The organism is Pseudanabaena sp. PCC 9330 (assembly GCF_055795045.1).
The window spans coordinates 1-13,596 of sequence record NZ_JAYFES010000101.1 but is presented as its reverse complement, the minus strand read 5'-3'; the positions used below and the strand labels follow the sequence as shown (position 1 = coordinate 13,596).

The 13,596-nt window shown below is 57.5% G+C and carries 11 protein-coding genes and 1 pseudogene; 6 read left to right on the top strand and 6 right to left on the bottom strand.

Annotation, left to right across the window (positions count from 1 at the left end):
* Positions 1 to 2 precede the first annotated feature (2 nt).
* The gene (locus AC0QKW_RS11535; protein WP_473151221.1) at positions 3 to 3,341 is read right to left on the bottom strand and encodes an MHYT domain-containing protein; all 3,339 of its coding nucleotides are present in this window, start codon (positions 3,339 to 3,341) and stop codon (positions 3 to 5) included.
* 575 nt (positions 3,342 to 3,916) lie between these two features.
* Positions 3,917 to 4,630: a hypothetical protein gene (locus AC0QKW_RS11530; RefSeq protein WP_473151220.1), complete on the bottom strand. Its 714-nt coding sequence runs from the start codon at positions 4,628 to 4,630 to the stop codon at positions 3,917 to 3,919.
* Positions 4,631 to 4,782: 152 nt separating this feature from the next.
* On the opposite strand from AC0QKW_RS11530, the gene AC0QKW_RS11525 reads away from it, so the two are divergent.
* Complete coding sequence (locus AC0QKW_RS11525) at positions 4,783 to 6,624, top strand: hypothetical protein (protein ID WP_473151219.1); 1,842 nt, start codon at positions 4,783 to 4,785, stop codon at positions 6,622 to 6,624.
* A gap of 16 nt (positions 6,625 to 6,640) precedes the next feature.
* Here the strand turns inward: AC0QKW_RS11525 and AC0QKW_RS11520 are convergent, their stop codons facing one another.
* Positions 6,641 to 7,036: a DUF4870 domain-containing protein gene (locus AC0QKW_RS11520; RefSeq protein WP_473151218.1), complete on the bottom strand. Its 396-nt coding sequence runs from the start codon at positions 7,034 to 7,036 to the stop codon at positions 6,641 to 6,643.
* 135 nt (positions 7,037 to 7,171) lie between these two features.
* Positions 7,172 to 7,345 carry a 50S ribosomal protein L32 gene (rpmF, locus tag AC0QKW_RS11515; protein ID WP_473151217.1) on the bottom strand — a complete coding sequence of 58 codons (174 nt, stop codon included), beginning with the start codon at positions 7,343 to 7,345 and terminating at the stop codon, positions 7,172 to 7,174.
* Between the two features lie 352 nt (positions 7,346 to 7,697).
* Between rpmF and ilvN the strand changes: the two genes are divergently transcribed.
* Together ilvN and dapB are read left to right on the top strand one after the other, a co-directional pair.
* A complete protein-coding gene (ilvN, locus tag AC0QKW_RS11510; protein WP_473151216.1) occupies positions 7,698 to 8,270 on the top strand; it encodes an acetolactate synthase small subunit in 573 nt (190 codons plus the stop codon).
* Between the two features lie 151 nt (positions 8,271 to 8,421).
* Positions 8,422 to 9,246 (top strand): 4-hydroxy-tetrahydrodipicolinate reductase, encoded by an 825-nt coding sequence (gene dapB / locus AC0QKW_RS11505; RefSeq protein WP_473151215.1) that lies wholly within the window; start codon positions 8,422 to 8,424, stop codon positions 9,244 to 9,246.
* Between the two features lie 322 nt (positions 9,247 to 9,568).
* On the opposite strand, the gene AC0QKW_RS11500 is transcribed toward dapB, so the two are convergent.
* The gene (locus AC0QKW_RS11500; RefSeq protein ID WP_473151214.1) at positions 9,569 to 10,102 is read right to left on the bottom strand and encodes a DUF2062 domain-containing protein; all 534 of its coding nucleotides are present in this window, start codon (positions 10,100 to 10,102) and stop codon (positions 9,569 to 9,571) included.
* A gap of 230 nt (positions 10,103 to 10,332) precedes the next feature.
* On the opposite strand from AC0QKW_RS11500, the gene mnmE reads away from it, so the two are divergent.
* The 3 genes from mnmE to AC0QKW_RS11485 all read left to right on the top strand — a co-directional run bounded on the left by mnmE (position 10,333) and on the right by AC0QKW_RS11485 (position 13,242).
* Positions 10,333 to 11,790, top strand: a complete 1,458-nt coding sequence (gene mnmE, locus AC0QKW_RS11495; RefSeq protein WP_473151213.1) for a tRNA uridine-5-carboxymethylaminomethyl(34) synthesis GTPase MnmE — start codon at positions 10,333 to 10,335, stop codon at positions 11,788 to 11,790.
* Between the two features lie 119 nt (positions 11,791 to 11,909).
* Positions 11,910 to 12,182, top strand: a complete 273-nt coding sequence (locus AC0QKW_RS11490) for a DUF3493 domain-containing protein (protein ID WP_473151212.1) — start codon at positions 11,910 to 11,912, stop codon at positions 12,180 to 12,182.
* Between the two features lie 67 nt (positions 12,183 to 12,249).
* A complete protein-coding gene (locus tag AC0QKW_RS11485; protein ID WP_473151211.1) occupies positions 12,250 to 13,242 on the top strand; it encodes a ligase-associated DNA damage response exonuclease in 993 nt (330 codons plus the stop codon).
* Positions 13,243 to 13,463: 221 nt separating this feature from the next.
* Here AC0QKW_RS11485 and AC0QKW_RS11480 read toward each other — a convergent pair.
* Positions 13,464 to 13,596: pseudogene (locus AC0QKW_RS11480) on the bottom strand (photosystem II q(b) protein); the annotation flags it as partial.

Below are 13,596 nucleotides of genomic sequence, written 5' to 3'. Positions count from 1 at the left end.
TACTACAGGGAAACGGACACAAGGGGAACAGCCGTGAGGTTAATGATAACGTCAAGGCGAAAGTCATCGACCAGCCGGTCAAGCCGCTGGGCTAAGGGCTGATATTCGACCGGTAGATCGGCAATCAGGTGACGCACCCGACGGTCATCGGCGGCTTGGGCCGCCTGGTGCATGGCGGCCAGCCAGTCAGGGGCGAGGGCACTCAAGTCAGCCTGGGTGAGGGGGGGCTGGTCTCGAGCCGAGCTTTGCCCATCGGGCCCTGCCCCCAGACCTGGGTCGACAGCGGCGGCGGCATACTGGTAAGTCAGGCCTAGGCTACGCCCGACTTGCTCTAGCAGCACCCCCCGCTGAAGCGGTTTTGACAGCACGACATTGCAGCCCGCCTCAATGCAGTCTGACTGATGCTCTTCAAACACGCTGGCCGTGACGGCAATGATCACCGTGGCATCGCCGCCGGGCGACTGCCTCACCTGACGAGCGACCCCGTAGCCATCGAGCACAGGCATGCGCATGTCGAGGCAGATCAGGTGGGGCTGCCACTCAGCCCAGATGGCCAGTGCTTCTTGCCCATGGCAGGCTTCGCGCACCTCAAACCCGACCCCTTCTAGCCAATGGCGCATCAGCAGTCGACTCTCGTCCACGTCGTCAGTGACAAGAATGCGGTAAGGCGACTGGTGGGGCGCGAGCTGCACAATCTCTTGCTGTGAGTCAGCAGGCTCTGGGGTCGTTAATGCCCCTGTGCCCACGGGCAGACTCACGGTGAAGGTTGAGCCTATGCCGATCGCGCTGGTGACGGTGATCGTGCCACCCATGAGTTGGGCAAAGTTGTAGCTGAGAGACAGGCCCAGGCCAGTGCCCTCGGCGGAGTGCCGCCCCGACTGGGTCTGCTCAAAAGGCTTAAACAGGTGGGCTAATTCTTCGGTGGCTATACCGACACCAGTATCTTGCACCGAGATCTCAAGACGATAGTCTGTAGAATTCTCGGAATTCTCTTCTGTCGCTGGAATATTCTGCTGAGAAGTATTGTCTGGCGGGCCTCCGCTGGGCGTGACCAGGCGCGATTCTACAGTGACACTGCCCTGGGCCGTAAATTTGATGGCGTTGCCGATCAGATTAATTAAAATTTGCCGCAGCTTGCCCTCATCGGCCCGCAGACAATAAGGCATGGCTGGGGGTTGAGCCACCTCTAGCTGCAACCCCTTGGCCTTGGCCTTAAGTTGCAGCATGTCATCCACAGCCTGGAGGGTCTGATGCAAGTCAAAGCAGGTTTCGTTGAGGGTGATTTTGTTGGCCTCAATCTTAGCCAGGGACAGCACATTGTTAATGAGCCCCAGCAGGTGGTTGCCGCTGCGGTTGACAATGCCAATCAGATCGCGATGACTGTCGGCCAGGCTATCGTCATCGTGCAAAATTTGGGTAAAGCCCAGAATGGCGTTGAGGGGGGTACGTAGCTCATGGCTCATGCTGGCCAAAAAGTCGCCTTTGGCCTGGCTGGCGTCATCGGCGGCGCGTTTTGCTACTGCCAACGCCTCGGCCTGCTGCTGCGTCTGACGCAGCAGGTTAGCCTGCTGTACTGCCGTGCCCAGATGGGTACCCACCTGGAGCACCATTTTGACCTCGTGGCGGCTCCAGCTGTGAGGTTTGTGGTGGTAAACCCCCAGCAGCCCCCACAGCTGGCTGCCGGCAAAGATTGGCACAATCACGTAGGCGCGCACCTGCCACTGCTCTAGAAACTCCAGGTAGCAGATGTCGAAGCCTTCGGTATAGATATCGTTAACCCGGTGGTAGGTGCGGTCTTGGCGATAGGTCTCAGCTTGGGTCTCCTTTAGATATGTGTCTTCTAGCTGGAGGTAGCCCTCGTCAAAGGCACTGTTTTGCATGGCACGGGCACCGCAGTTATCGCGTTCGATCAGCGATTGGGCGGTATTGGCCGCCGTTAAGGTCGAAGGGGCATTGGGGTCAGCGAGATCTTCGGCCACCACTGTGCCACTCCAGTCGGGGTTGAAGCGGTAAATCCAGACGCGATCGCAGCCCACTGCCTGCTGTAACTCCTGGGTAGTCGCCGTAAAGATCGTCTCCAGGTCAAGGGTTTGGCGCATGCGCTGAACAATGCGCATCACCGTTTTTTCGCGGTTGGCCACCGCCCGCACCGCTTCTTCGGCCTGTTTTTGCAGGGTGATGTCGCTACAGGTGCACACTAGCCGCTCTACCTGGCCAGCCGCATTGAGCTGGGGGTCAACATTGACTAGCAGCCACCGTATTAGATCCCTGTCGGTAGATAGGGCAGATGAGGGGGCGCTGACGCCAATGACCACGTCACCTAGGGCCATCTTTTGGGCGATCACCCGCTGCACCGGCAAGTCGGCGGCGGCCAGCGGTGAGCCATCCTCTTGACAAAAGATCGCAAACTGTCCAAATACTGGGGGCTGGTCGCTGGGCTCAGGCAGGTACAAAAACTGTCGAGCCGCCTGATTGCTGACGACAATCTCGGCCTGAGCATTTAGCATCAGCACCCCGACGCCCATATCGCGAATCAGGGTGCGAAACCGCTGTTCGCTCCTGGCCAGGGCTTCTTCTTGCAGCCGCTGGGTGGCAAGCCGCTGGTTAAGTCTGAGCATGATCAGGGTAATGACTAAAATCAGCCCGGCGCCTAGGGCGATCGCCAGGGCTAGCCAGCGAGCATCTAAGTCGGGCATGGCATCGGCCCTGGTAGATACATCTGCCAGAGTAGGGGAAAACACCGTGCCGATCATGCCCGTGTAGTGCAACCCACCGATGGCAATGCCCAGCATGACCACGGCCAGATTAGTGGGCCACAGACTGCCCTGGGTAGGATTGCGGCGAGACCACAGGGTCAAACCTAGGGCCACCATAGAGGCGCTGACCGCAATGATGACTGACAGAGCCACCAGCGACCACCTATAGCTGATTCGGGCGGGCATATCCATGGCGGTCATGCCGGTGTAGTGCATCCAGGCGATCGCCAAACCCATGACCAATCCCCCTGTCCCCAGGCTCAGCCAGCTGAGACCAGGTCGGCTAACGAGCACGAGGGCTACCGCTGCCGCCAGTACGGCATAGACCAGAGAGAGCCCGGTGGGAATCAAGTCATAGGTGATCGGCAGGGGCATCTCTAAGGCCAGCATGGCCACAAAATGGGTCGCCCAAATGCCAGTCCCCATGGCCACAGCACCGCCCCACAGCCAAGGCCACTGCCGCCACCCTGTAGTCGCCAAAATACGATGCCCCAGGCTGAGGGTGGTGTAAGACGCTAGGATAGCAATACCAAATGACAGGCTGACTAAGCCGATGTTGTAATGACCAACTAACTCATAGGTCATTGAGCTAATTTCCACCGAAGAGTGCAAGACTTATCTGTGTAGATGCTTAACTTAGCATTCCCCAATCCAGGACTCCCTTAACAGCAGTTTGTAGCAAAAATCACAATCTTATTCAAAGTGCGTCATTTTGATGAATTAAGGTCTAGATCTAAGCCTCTTTCGATCACTTGGATCTAGTCAAACAGAAATTTAATTGATCCTCAAACCCAGACTTAAACCCAGAGAAGTTCGTTAAACTTCCTGAAAAAACTCGATATAGCTTGAGGATGACTCAAGTTAGTCGCCCTTCTAGATATTGCTGCCCTCTAAGCTTGAGGAAGTCGCACGTTAAGCATCTATTCGGCATTTTTCTGGGCAAAAGACTAGATATACTCGCTCCCTAAGTAGATCCATCTTGAAGCCTAAAGCTCTCCTGCAACCATTGGGCTAACGATGTTCTAGAATCGCGGCGAGGGGCGATCGCCGTTGCTTGCGGCAAGCTGATAGCCAAGCGTATCGCGCACTAGCTGACGATCTTGACAGGCCTCTTACTTATTGTCTTGGGGTATTTAGCAGTGGCGGCGATACAGTAGGCCCTACTGCGCCGTGCCCCGCAGCACCGCTTTACCGTTGACAAACTCTAGTCCGTCGAGGGTCATCCCCGCCTGAGGCAGAGCCAGGTTCACCTTTTCGCTCAGCTGGACGGGGTCTATGCCGGTTAGTCGGGCCACATCCGCCAGCGACAGATTGATGCGACCAATCTGCACGCGGGTGTCATCGCCTAGTACCAGGCGCCCGTTGTCGATGCGAGGGCTGCCCTCAATGCCCACGTAGAGAGGGCGATCGCCCAGCATAGGCAGCGTATTTAGGGCGGTTTCTAGAGTTTGGCGGGCCTGAGGCGGCAGGCTTTGGGTGGGCAGGTCAGCGGGGTTGATCACCATGCCACCAGAGATGCGATCGCCTGTAATCGTCGCATTCAAGCTCTCGGCGGCGGGCAAAAATGGCGCTGCCTGGGGGGTCTGTGCTACGCCCTGCCGCAAGAGCTGGGTCAGTTCGGCCTCAGTGAGCGAGATCTCAACTCGGCCATTGTCGCCGTAGCGCACCCCCTGTCCACTGGCTAGCTTGTCACGCAGCAGGTTGCCGCTGCTGGTGCTAATGGTTTGAGCCACGGCGGTATCGGCCTGGCTGGTGTTGTACCAAGTGGGCAAGGCCGTGGCCCGGTTCCAGTAAAAGGCGGTAGCCGCCGCTGCCCCCGCGCTCAACCCTAGCACCATCGATAGGGTAAGAATGACGATTCGTTTTGCCCCCATAGCAGTTGCCTCTCTCGCTGTTTGGTCGAGCCCGTGTAACGCAACACTGTAGCTCAGCTCTCCTACGCTAGCAAAAACCTACCAGGACGGTTGCGGTAAAGATCCTAAAGTGGCCTATCGTAATAGTGCAAAGACGTAGAGATACAGACAGCATGGGCACGAAATACCAGGACATGCGAGGCGTCATGAAACTGGGGCAGCAAATTGTGGCCCTGTTTGCGATCGCGCTACTCACCGTTGGCCTGGGTAGCTGCGCCAAGCCCATTGAGCCCACTGTACTGATCTCAGAGCCTACTCCCCAACCCAACCGTCTCACCGGTCAAATGGCCGAGGTTTCCCCCCCCGAAACCCTAGAAAGCCTAAAACAAATCATCGACGCCTACACCCCCCAGGTGCGCATTCTCAGCCCTCGTCCTGGCGAGGTAATTGACGACACCACCGCCACGGTGCGCCTCCAAGTGCGTGGTCTGCCCCTATTTAAAAATGACACCTACCAGCTCGGCCCCCACCTGCACTTGTTTCTCGACGGCGAACCCTACCGGGCTATCTACGATCCGTCAGAGCCAATTTCCTTCGAGGGGCTCTCGCCGGGTACCCACACCCTGCGGGTGTTTGCCTCCCGCCCCTGGCACGAGAGCTTCAAAAACCAGGGTGCCTTTGACCAGCGCACCTTTCACATCTACGCTCCGACTCTGCAAAACGAGGTCAATGCCAAAACGCCCCTGCTCACCTACAGCCGCCCCCAGGGCAGCTACGGAGCCGAGCCGATCATGCTTGACTTTTACCTCACCAACGCTCCTCTGCACCTGAGTGCCCAGGCCGACCCCAGCGACGACCTGCACGACTGGCGCATTCGCTGCACTGTTAACGACCAGAGCTTTGTATTTGACCAGTGGCAGCCGATCTGGCTGAAGGGTTTTAAGCCCGGCCGCAACTGGGTAAAACTTGAGCTGATCGACGAAAGCGGCAACCCCATCGACAACCGCTTTAACAATACCGTGCGTGCCATTGATTATCAGCCCGGCGGCAGCGATGCCCTCTCCCGTCTGGTACGCGGTGAGCTGACCCTACAAGAGGTCGCTGGCATTATCGACCCCACCTATGTCCCCCCGACCCCAGAGCCAGTCGTCTCAGACAGCCCGGCTACGGATACAACACCCACTCTCCCATCTGCTGCTGCTCAGCCGGGGACGCCTGAATCCGCACCTGAGCCGGTGCCTCCCCAACCCAAGAGTGAGACCACCCTCCCGCCCGAGAACAAAGTAGAAGCCCCGGCCCTGCTAAGCCCTCTACCTCAGTCTGCTGAGCCCGACCCGCTCGACTTGAAGACGCCTGAGAATCTGACCCAGCCTGAGGACAGTCTGGCTGAGCCTCAACCCAACCCCTTCTTGCTGCCTGAAAAATCCCTCGACCCCAGCCCTGCTGCCAACGCTGAAAAGACCCTGATTGAGGAAATTCAAGAAATTCTAGATGAAGCGAGGGCAGAGGACTTGTCCCCGAGCCCCCAAGGGCCTAACCTCACCGATTTGAGAGATGAGATTGATTGGGTAACACCTGCTGAGCCTGAAACTTCCCAGGGAACGGCACCCGCGATCGAAGCCTCTCCTGAGGGTGGCATGGATGGCCTCCTCAATCGCTTTAAGCAGTGGCGCAGGGAAGTAACCCCTGAATCTGCCCAACCCCCCGTCGATCGCTCTGTAGAACCCAGCCCGGCTACCCCCGACCTGTTTGCGGCTCCTCAGTCACCACAAATCCCAATCCCTAGCGATTCTCCGCCTCGTGAGTCTGAATTGGCCCCTAGCCTACCTCGGCTAGAAGTCGATGAGCACTACGCCCCAGACTCTTTTTTGACGTCGCCCCGCTTGGCTTTGCCAAAAGAGGAAACAAAAATCACCCCACCGGATGCCCAAGCCCCGGTAGAGTTACCGCAACTGAAGTCCGAACGCCCAATACCGCGATCGCCCCTGGCCCCAGAAATCCGCCCCTTTATCTAACCTAGCTATCTACTCACTACTTGATCAGTCGCAGGGTGAGGGGGTAGCGGTAGGCCACCCCCTCATTGGCTCTCACTGTCGCCACAATAGTCAGCACCAGCCAGGCGACCACTAGGGCGATCGCCGCCAAAATCAACACAGCCAGCAGTGGAAACCCAATCAGCACCACCGTCAACACTAAGGAAATCGCGATTAGAACGCCAATGACCGTGCCGTAAATCAGGGCTGAAATGTTGAAGTTGAGCGCTTCCTTAGCCTGGTCATCGACAAAGGGTAGCTCATCTCGTTTGGCCAGCCAGATCACCAGCGGCCCAACGACACAGCCAAAAGGCACTACCAACCCGCACAGCGCACTGATGTGCGCCAGGGCCGCCCACATGCGCGATTCTGGAGTCGAGCTCAGCTGGGTCATGGGACAGACCAAAGGGATAGATCTGTCGCCAAGCTAGCTTAAAAAGCAGGGCATGCGATCTACCCTGCTTACAAAATGTAGTATTCCTAACCGGTCTACCTGGGGCAACGCCTCAGGTAACGAGACGAAGGGATTTTACTCCTCGTCGTCATCTTCATCGGTGGGGTATACAAAGCTGTTAGACCGGCCAGTAAGTACAGACTTACCCAGCGACATAGCCCGCTGAGCCTGGAGCGCTGCAGTGCGTTTCCAGGTGGCACGACGTTGGTCACGCTTTTGTTTGGAGGTTTTCTTCTTGGGAACCGCCATGACAGCAACAGTTAATAGTTCACAACCTTTCAAGCATAGAGCAAGAAGCCTTTCAGCGCAAACATTGGAAAAGTCTCTGCGGCTATAGCTACTTATATTGCTCCTTTAAGCTCAGAAAATAGCGTTCAAGTTGGGCTGTGAGCCGGTCGAACAGTCGAAGTCTGTTTTATCCTGAGCAAGGCCAAGCCCGGGACAGATTTCAGAGTGAACGGCAAATATCCCCAAATGGGAATTGCTGCTGTAGACAACTCAGACGATTGAAGGCCATGCATTTCACGATACTATGGTGGTTTGTTAGGTCTTTGCTGTCACCAACCAGCGGCTTCGCTGGTGCCACCCCCACCCCACTGCTATGGTTAATCCCTCTACGCTTCCCAGTTCGACTTTGGCCCCTCAGCAGGCTGTTAAACATACGTTGTCGGTGCTGGTAGAAGACGAGGCCGGGGTTTTGAGCCGCATTGCCGGTCTCTTTGCCCGACGCGGCTTTAACATTGAGAGCCTGGCGGTGGGGCCAGCTGAGACTCCAGGTATTTCGCGCATCACCATGGTGGTGCCCGGCGATGATGGCGTGGTTGAGCAGCTGACCAAGCAGCTCTACAAGCTGATCAACGTCCTCAAGGTTAACGACCTGACCGACACGCCCTGTGTGGAGCGAGAGCTGATGTTGCTCAAGGTCAATGCCACCAGCACCAGTCGATCTGAAATTATTGAGTTTGCGCAGATCTTTCGGGCGCGGGTGGTCGATGTTTCCGAAGATTCACTCACCCTTGAGGTTGTGGGCGACCCCGGTAAGATGGTGGCGATCGTGCAGGTGCTCAATCGGTTTGGCATCCGCGAAATTGCCCGCACTGGCAAAATTGCTCTGCCCCGCGAGTCTGGGGTCAACACTGAATATCTCAAGTCTTTGGAACGTAAGTTTCAGTAGTTGTTAAAGTCTTCTCAACCAAGTCCCATCCCGCTCCATTCCTGTGGGGACAGAGCCCGAAGCCCACTGAGAGGTCGACCCCGGTGACTGGCGACTTAACTTCTGGGGGAAGGCTAATTTTTCTGTTTACCCTATCTACTGACGGTTGCCTATGTCTTCTCAAGCTACTATTCCTGTCGTCGTCAACGGTGCCTGCGGCAAAATGGGCCGCGAGGTGATTAAGGCCGTGGCCGAGGCAGAAGATATGACTCTGGTGGGGGCGATTGACAAAAACCCGGCCCACCTAGGCGAAGACATTGGCGAGGTGATTGGCTATCGACCGCTAGAAGTGCCGATTATGAATGATCTGGAGGCGACCCTGGTGGCGGCTCAGAGTCAGGGGTTAGCGGTCATGGTCGATTTTACTCATCCTGATACGGTCTATGAGTCGGTGCGGGCAGCGATCGCCTACGGAGTGCGCCCCGTCGTCGGCACCACGGGCCTCAGCAACGAGCAAATTTTAGACCTGGCGGAGTTTGCCGATAAGGCCAGCATTGGCTGTCTGATCGTGCCCAACTTTTCCATTGGGGTGGTGCTGATGCAGCAGGCAGCCCAGCAGGCGGCCCAGTATTTCGACCATGTAGAAATTATTGAGCTGCACCACAACCAAAAGGCCGACGCCCCCAGCGGCACGGCGGTGCAGACGGCGCAGATGCTGACGGAGGCGCAGAAAACTTTTAATGTGCCGTTGGTCAAAGAGACCGAAACCATCCCTGGAGCGCGGGGCGGGACGACGGCTGAGGGCATCAATATTCACAGCGTCCGGCTGCCGGGGCTGATTGCCCACCAGGAGATTTTATTTGGCTCGCCGGGGCAGTTGTACACTCTGCGCCACGACACTAGCGATCGCGCCAGTTTTATGCCCGGTGTGCTGCTGTGCATTCGCCGGGTGATGCCGCTGAAATCGCTGCTCTACGGTTTAGATAAAGTTCTTTAGCTTGACGTGAGTTCGGCAGAGAATGATTTGGAAAAACAGCCTAATTATTCCCTCTTGGGAGGGGTAGAGGTGGATCAGTTTTTCTGCTGCATAGAATTTTATCAAGGTCAGGTTTATAGTGCTGGCCAGTTCGCGGAGGAAAGAACTGACCGCCTGGGGCTTGAACTGGGATGGCGAACTGGCGGATGGCGATCGCTTTGAGGGTGCCGATGAAACTGTTCTAACCTGCGTGGCGGTAGCTATAGCTTGGGCTATTGACAGCCAATGGCTCTCATTCTCGCGCCAACCATGCCCCGGACGACGGTGCCTTGTCAGCGAGACGCTAGAGGTTCTGCAACTTTTTCTGCTGCCGCGCCAGACGCCGCGATCGCACCCGTCTGATGAGTGGTAAGCCGCCGTAGTAGGTGGCGACTCCGGCGACGACGCCAACGACGGCACTGCCCAACATCAGCCGCACCGATACCTCGGTACCCATATCCATCCAGCCGCGCAACGAGTCGAGGTGTTGAAACGTTTTGACCGGGCCGCCCCCCAGCAGCACAGCGCCCACCTGATAGTTGAAAGCAAAAATAGGCACGTAGGTGAAGGGGTTGCTCACCCAGGTGGAAGCCACCGCCATAATGCGGTTGCCCCGCAGCAAAGTAGCTCCCGTTACCCCGATGATCATCTGTAGGCCAAACAGCGGAAAACTGCCCGCGAACACCCCAGCTGCCATGCCCCGGGCGAGCTGTTCGGGGGTGCCTTGGAGCCGCAAAAACCGTAGATAGATATAGCGCAGTTGGCGTCGCCACTGGGGTTGAGTCAACTTGCGCATAGAGGACTTTGGACTAGGAGGCACATCGGCAATTGTAGTCATGGACGGGGTGTGAGAGAGGGATGAGGTTGAGGTAATCGAGTTCGCCAGGGCAACCGTGAAGGTGAGCTAGGTATAGCCATCATTGGCCAGGGCGAAAGAATCAGCACGCAAGGCCCAGAGTAGAATCTTAGAGAGTTGTAAATATTCTTTTCTATTCTACCCAGGAGACTGACACTGATCAGGCTTAGGGGGAGGGATTCACCGTCAATTTACTGTGCAGGATGAACGCTATGGATGGCACCCGTGCCACCACTCAATCTGGTTCCCCTTCTCTCCCAGGCCAGGGCTACTCCGAACCAGGACGGGGTAAACCCACTCAGGGGGAAACTATTGCGGCGATCGCGACGGCCATTGCTCCTCAGCAGGGCAGTGTGGGCATCGTGCGGCTGTCGGGGGCGACGGCGGTGGCCATTGCCCAGGCGCTGTTCTACGCGCCGGGGAGGCAACCTTGGGAAAGCCACCGCATTCTCTATGGTCAGGTGCGCGACCCCGCCACCGGGCAGCCGGTGGATGAAGCGCTGCTGCTGCTCATGCTGGCCCCCCGCTCCTACACCCGAGAAGACGTAGTGGAGTTTCATTGCCACGGCGGGCTGATGGCGGTGCAGCAGGTGCTACAGCTCTGTCTGGGGGCGGGGGCCAGGCTCGCAGATCCAGGGGAGTTTACTCTGCGAGCGTTTCTGAATGGGCGGCTGGATCTAACCCAGGCCGAAGGGGTGGCGGATCTGGTGGCGGCGCAGTCGAACCTGGCGGCCCGCACCGCTCTGGCTGGGTTACAGGGCAAGCTGACTACCGCCATTCGCCAGCTGCGATCGCAGTGTCTAGACGTATTGGCCGAAGTCGAAGCTCGCATCGACTTTGAAGATGACCTGCCGCCCCTGGATGAGTCAGCGGTTTGTCAACAGCTGGCGGCGGTGCTGGCTGAGGTGAATCGACTGCTGGCCACGGCGGAGTCGGGAGAGCTGCTGCGCACGGGGCTGAAGGTGGCGATCGTGGGCCGCCCCAACGTGGGCAAGTCGAGTTTGTTGAATGCCTGGAGCCGCAGCGATCGCGCCATTGTCACCGATCTGCCCGGCACCACCCGGGATGTAGTGGAGTCGCAGCTAGTAGTGGGGGGCATCCCTATCCAGGTGCTCGATACGGCGGGCATTCGCGAGGCCAGCGACCCGGTGGAGCAGATGGGTATTGCGCGATCGCGCCAGGTGGCCCAGGCCGCTGACCTGGTGCTGCTAACCATAGACGCCACCGCCGGGTGGACTGAGGCCGACGCTCAACTTTACGAGTCTGTGGGCGAGAGTAGGCTCATTCTGGTGGTGAATAAGATCGATCTCGTATCGGTCGAAACACTATCGGCGGTGGCAATTCCCCAGCGCCTGCCCACTGTTTATACTGCCGCTGCCCAGCAAACGGGTATTGAAGCTCTGGAGCAGGCCATTCTCAAGGCGATTCACGCTGATCAGCTAACCCCAGGAAACCTGGAGTTTACCGTTAACCAGCGCCAGGGGGCAGCCCTGACCGAGGCCCGCAATGCCCTCCATCAGGTGCAAGAGACCATTGAGAATCGGCTGCCACTAGATTTTTGGACGATTGATCTGAGAATTGCGATCGCCGCCCTGGGCTCCATTACCGGCGACGAGATCACCGAATCAATGCTGGATGAAATTTTCAGCCGCTTTTGTATTGGTAAGTGAGACCAGACTAAACAGAGGCTGCTGTTCTTCGGTGCAGAGACCCTAGTTTAGGGTTTGGTCCGTAGTCAGGCTAAATCTGAGTAGGATGACAGGATGACGTCTTATACCATTCTCTCCCCATGACTCCAGAGCCTTCTCCCCAAGACCAGCCCCCCAACGGCATGAGCCCTGAGAAATATGCCCGACTCAGGGCCGAGGCCGAGGCTCCCTACAAGGGTCTGCGCAAGTTTATCTACGGCGCAGTGGCAGCCTCGGGGGCGCTCGGGGCATTTGTCTTCTTTGCCCAGCTGCTGGCCGGGCGTGATGTCAGTAGTGCCCTACCTAACCTGGGAGTGCAGCTGGGGGTAATTGCGATCGTCGTGGTTCTATTTCGCCTAGAGAAGAAGGATTAGGGTGAATAGATCGGTCTGCCCAAAGGGGTTTTGGCAACGTAGATGAACCGGCGAGGAGATGGCTGCGATGACCCTAATCACCGTGCGCCCCGAGGGGCTCTACTGCGAAAAAGGCGGCTTTTACATTGACCCCTGGCGCGGTGTGGAGACGGCGCTGATTACCCATGCCCACAGCGACCATGCGCGATCGGGTTCTACTCAGTACGTCGCCACCGCCCAGTCGGAGGGCATTTTGCGCCGGCGCCTGGGGCAAGACATTTGTCTCCAGGGGGTGACCTACGACGAACGGCTCAAGCTCGGCGAAACCTGGGTGTCGTTCCATTCGGCGGGACATGTGCTGGGGTCGGCCCAAATCCGCGTTGAGCACAAAGATGAGGTGTGGGTGGTGTCGGGCGACTACAAGCGCTGTGCTGACCCCTCCTGTGCGCCGTTTGAGGTGGTGCCCTGCGACACCTTCATTACCGAGGCTACCTTTGGTCTGCCGATCTATCGGTGGGATAGCGGGGCGGAGACGGCCCGGCGGATCTATGACTGGTGGCAGGGCGATCGCAATCGGCCCTCCATTCTTTTTTGTTACGCCTTTGGCAAGGCCCAGCGCATCCTCAGCGAACTCGCAAAATTTACTGACCAAACTGTCTATGTTCATGGTGCCATCCATGCCCTGACCGAGATCTACCGCGAGCAGGGGGTGATGATGGTGCCCACGATCTGCACTTCAGAGGTCGCCCGCACCCACAAATACACTGGTGACCTGGTGCTGGCTCCCCCCTCGGGTCATCGATCGAGCTGGATGAAGCGATTTAAGCATCCCCAAACGGCCTTTGCCTCAGGGTGGATGGCGGTGCGAGGAGCGCGGCGACGTCGCGGCTATGAGCGGGGCTTTGTGCTCTCTGACCATGCCGACTGGCCAGGGCTGATTCAGACTGTTGAAGAGACTGGAGCTAAGACCGTCTACGTTACCCACGGCCAGTCAGATGTGGTGTCGCGCTACCTGAAAGAATCACTGCATCTGGAGGCGATGCCTTTGGCCACTCTGTTTGAGGGTGAGGGAGATATTTAATCGCCAGCTAGTGATCCTCTGCTCAGCCTAGCCATAGGCTAAGAAACTCCGGCCACGACTCACTCTACAAAGTTTACTCCCTGAAAAATGGCATGAGGTTTGCTTAGCTTGACCTTTTGAATCAATGGATAACGTCGAGCTTAGGGATGGGACAACAAAAGAGCGCCCTCCTCGCGAAGAGCGCTCTTTACCTAATCAATCAATAGGGTAGTCAATCAAAACTAGCCAATGATTTCAGGAGCCTCGGCGGTAGCCAGGTCGAGGGGGAAGTTGTGAGCATTGCGCTCGTGCATCACTTCCATACCCAGGTTGGCGCGGTTGATCACGTCAGCCCAGGTGCCAATCACACGACCC

Coding starts and splice junctions, on each gene's coding strand:
- AC0QKW_RS11500 (WP_473151214.1), bottom strand. CDS start 10,102: ATGACTACAATTGCCGATGTGCCTCCTAGTCCAAAGTCCTCTATGCGC.
- AC0QKW_RS11535 (WP_473151221.1), bottom strand. CDS start 3,341: ATGACCTATGAGTTAGTTGGTCATTACAACATCGGCTTAGTCAGCCTG.
- rpmF (WP_473151217.1), bottom strand. CDS start 7,345: ATGGCGGTTCCCAAGAAGAAAACCTCCAAACAAAAGCGTGACCAACGT.
- AC0QKW_RS11530 (WP_473151220.1), bottom strand. CDS start 4,630: ATGGGGGCAAAACGAATCGTCATTCTTACCCTATCGATGGTGCTAGGG.
- AC0QKW_RS11525 (WP_473151219.1), top strand. CDS start 4,783: ATGGGCACGAAATACCAGGACATGCGAGGCGTCATGAAACTGGGGCAG.
- AC0QKW_RS11485 (WP_473151211.1), top strand. CDS start 12,250: ATGACCCTAATCACCGTGCGCCCCGAGGGGCTCTACTGCGAAAAAGGC.
- ilvN (WP_473151216.1), top strand. CDS start 7,698: ATGGTTAATCCCTCTACGCTTCCCAGTTCGACTTTGGCCCCTCAGCAG.
- AC0QKW_RS11520 (WP_473151218.1), bottom strand. CDS start 7,036: ATGACCCAGCTGAGCTCGACTCCAGAATCGCGCATGTGGGCGGCCCTG.
- dapB (WP_473151215.1), top strand. CDS start 8,422: ATGTCTTCTCAAGCTACTATTCCTGTCGTCGTCAACGGTGCCTGCGGC.
- AC0QKW_RS11490 (WP_473151212.1), top strand. CDS start 11,910: ATGACTCCAGAGCCTTCTCCCCAAGACCAGCCCCCCAACGGCATGAGC.
- mnmE (WP_473151213.1), top strand. CDS start 10,333: ATGGATGGCACCCGTGCCACCACTCAATCTGGTTCCCCTTCTCTCCCA.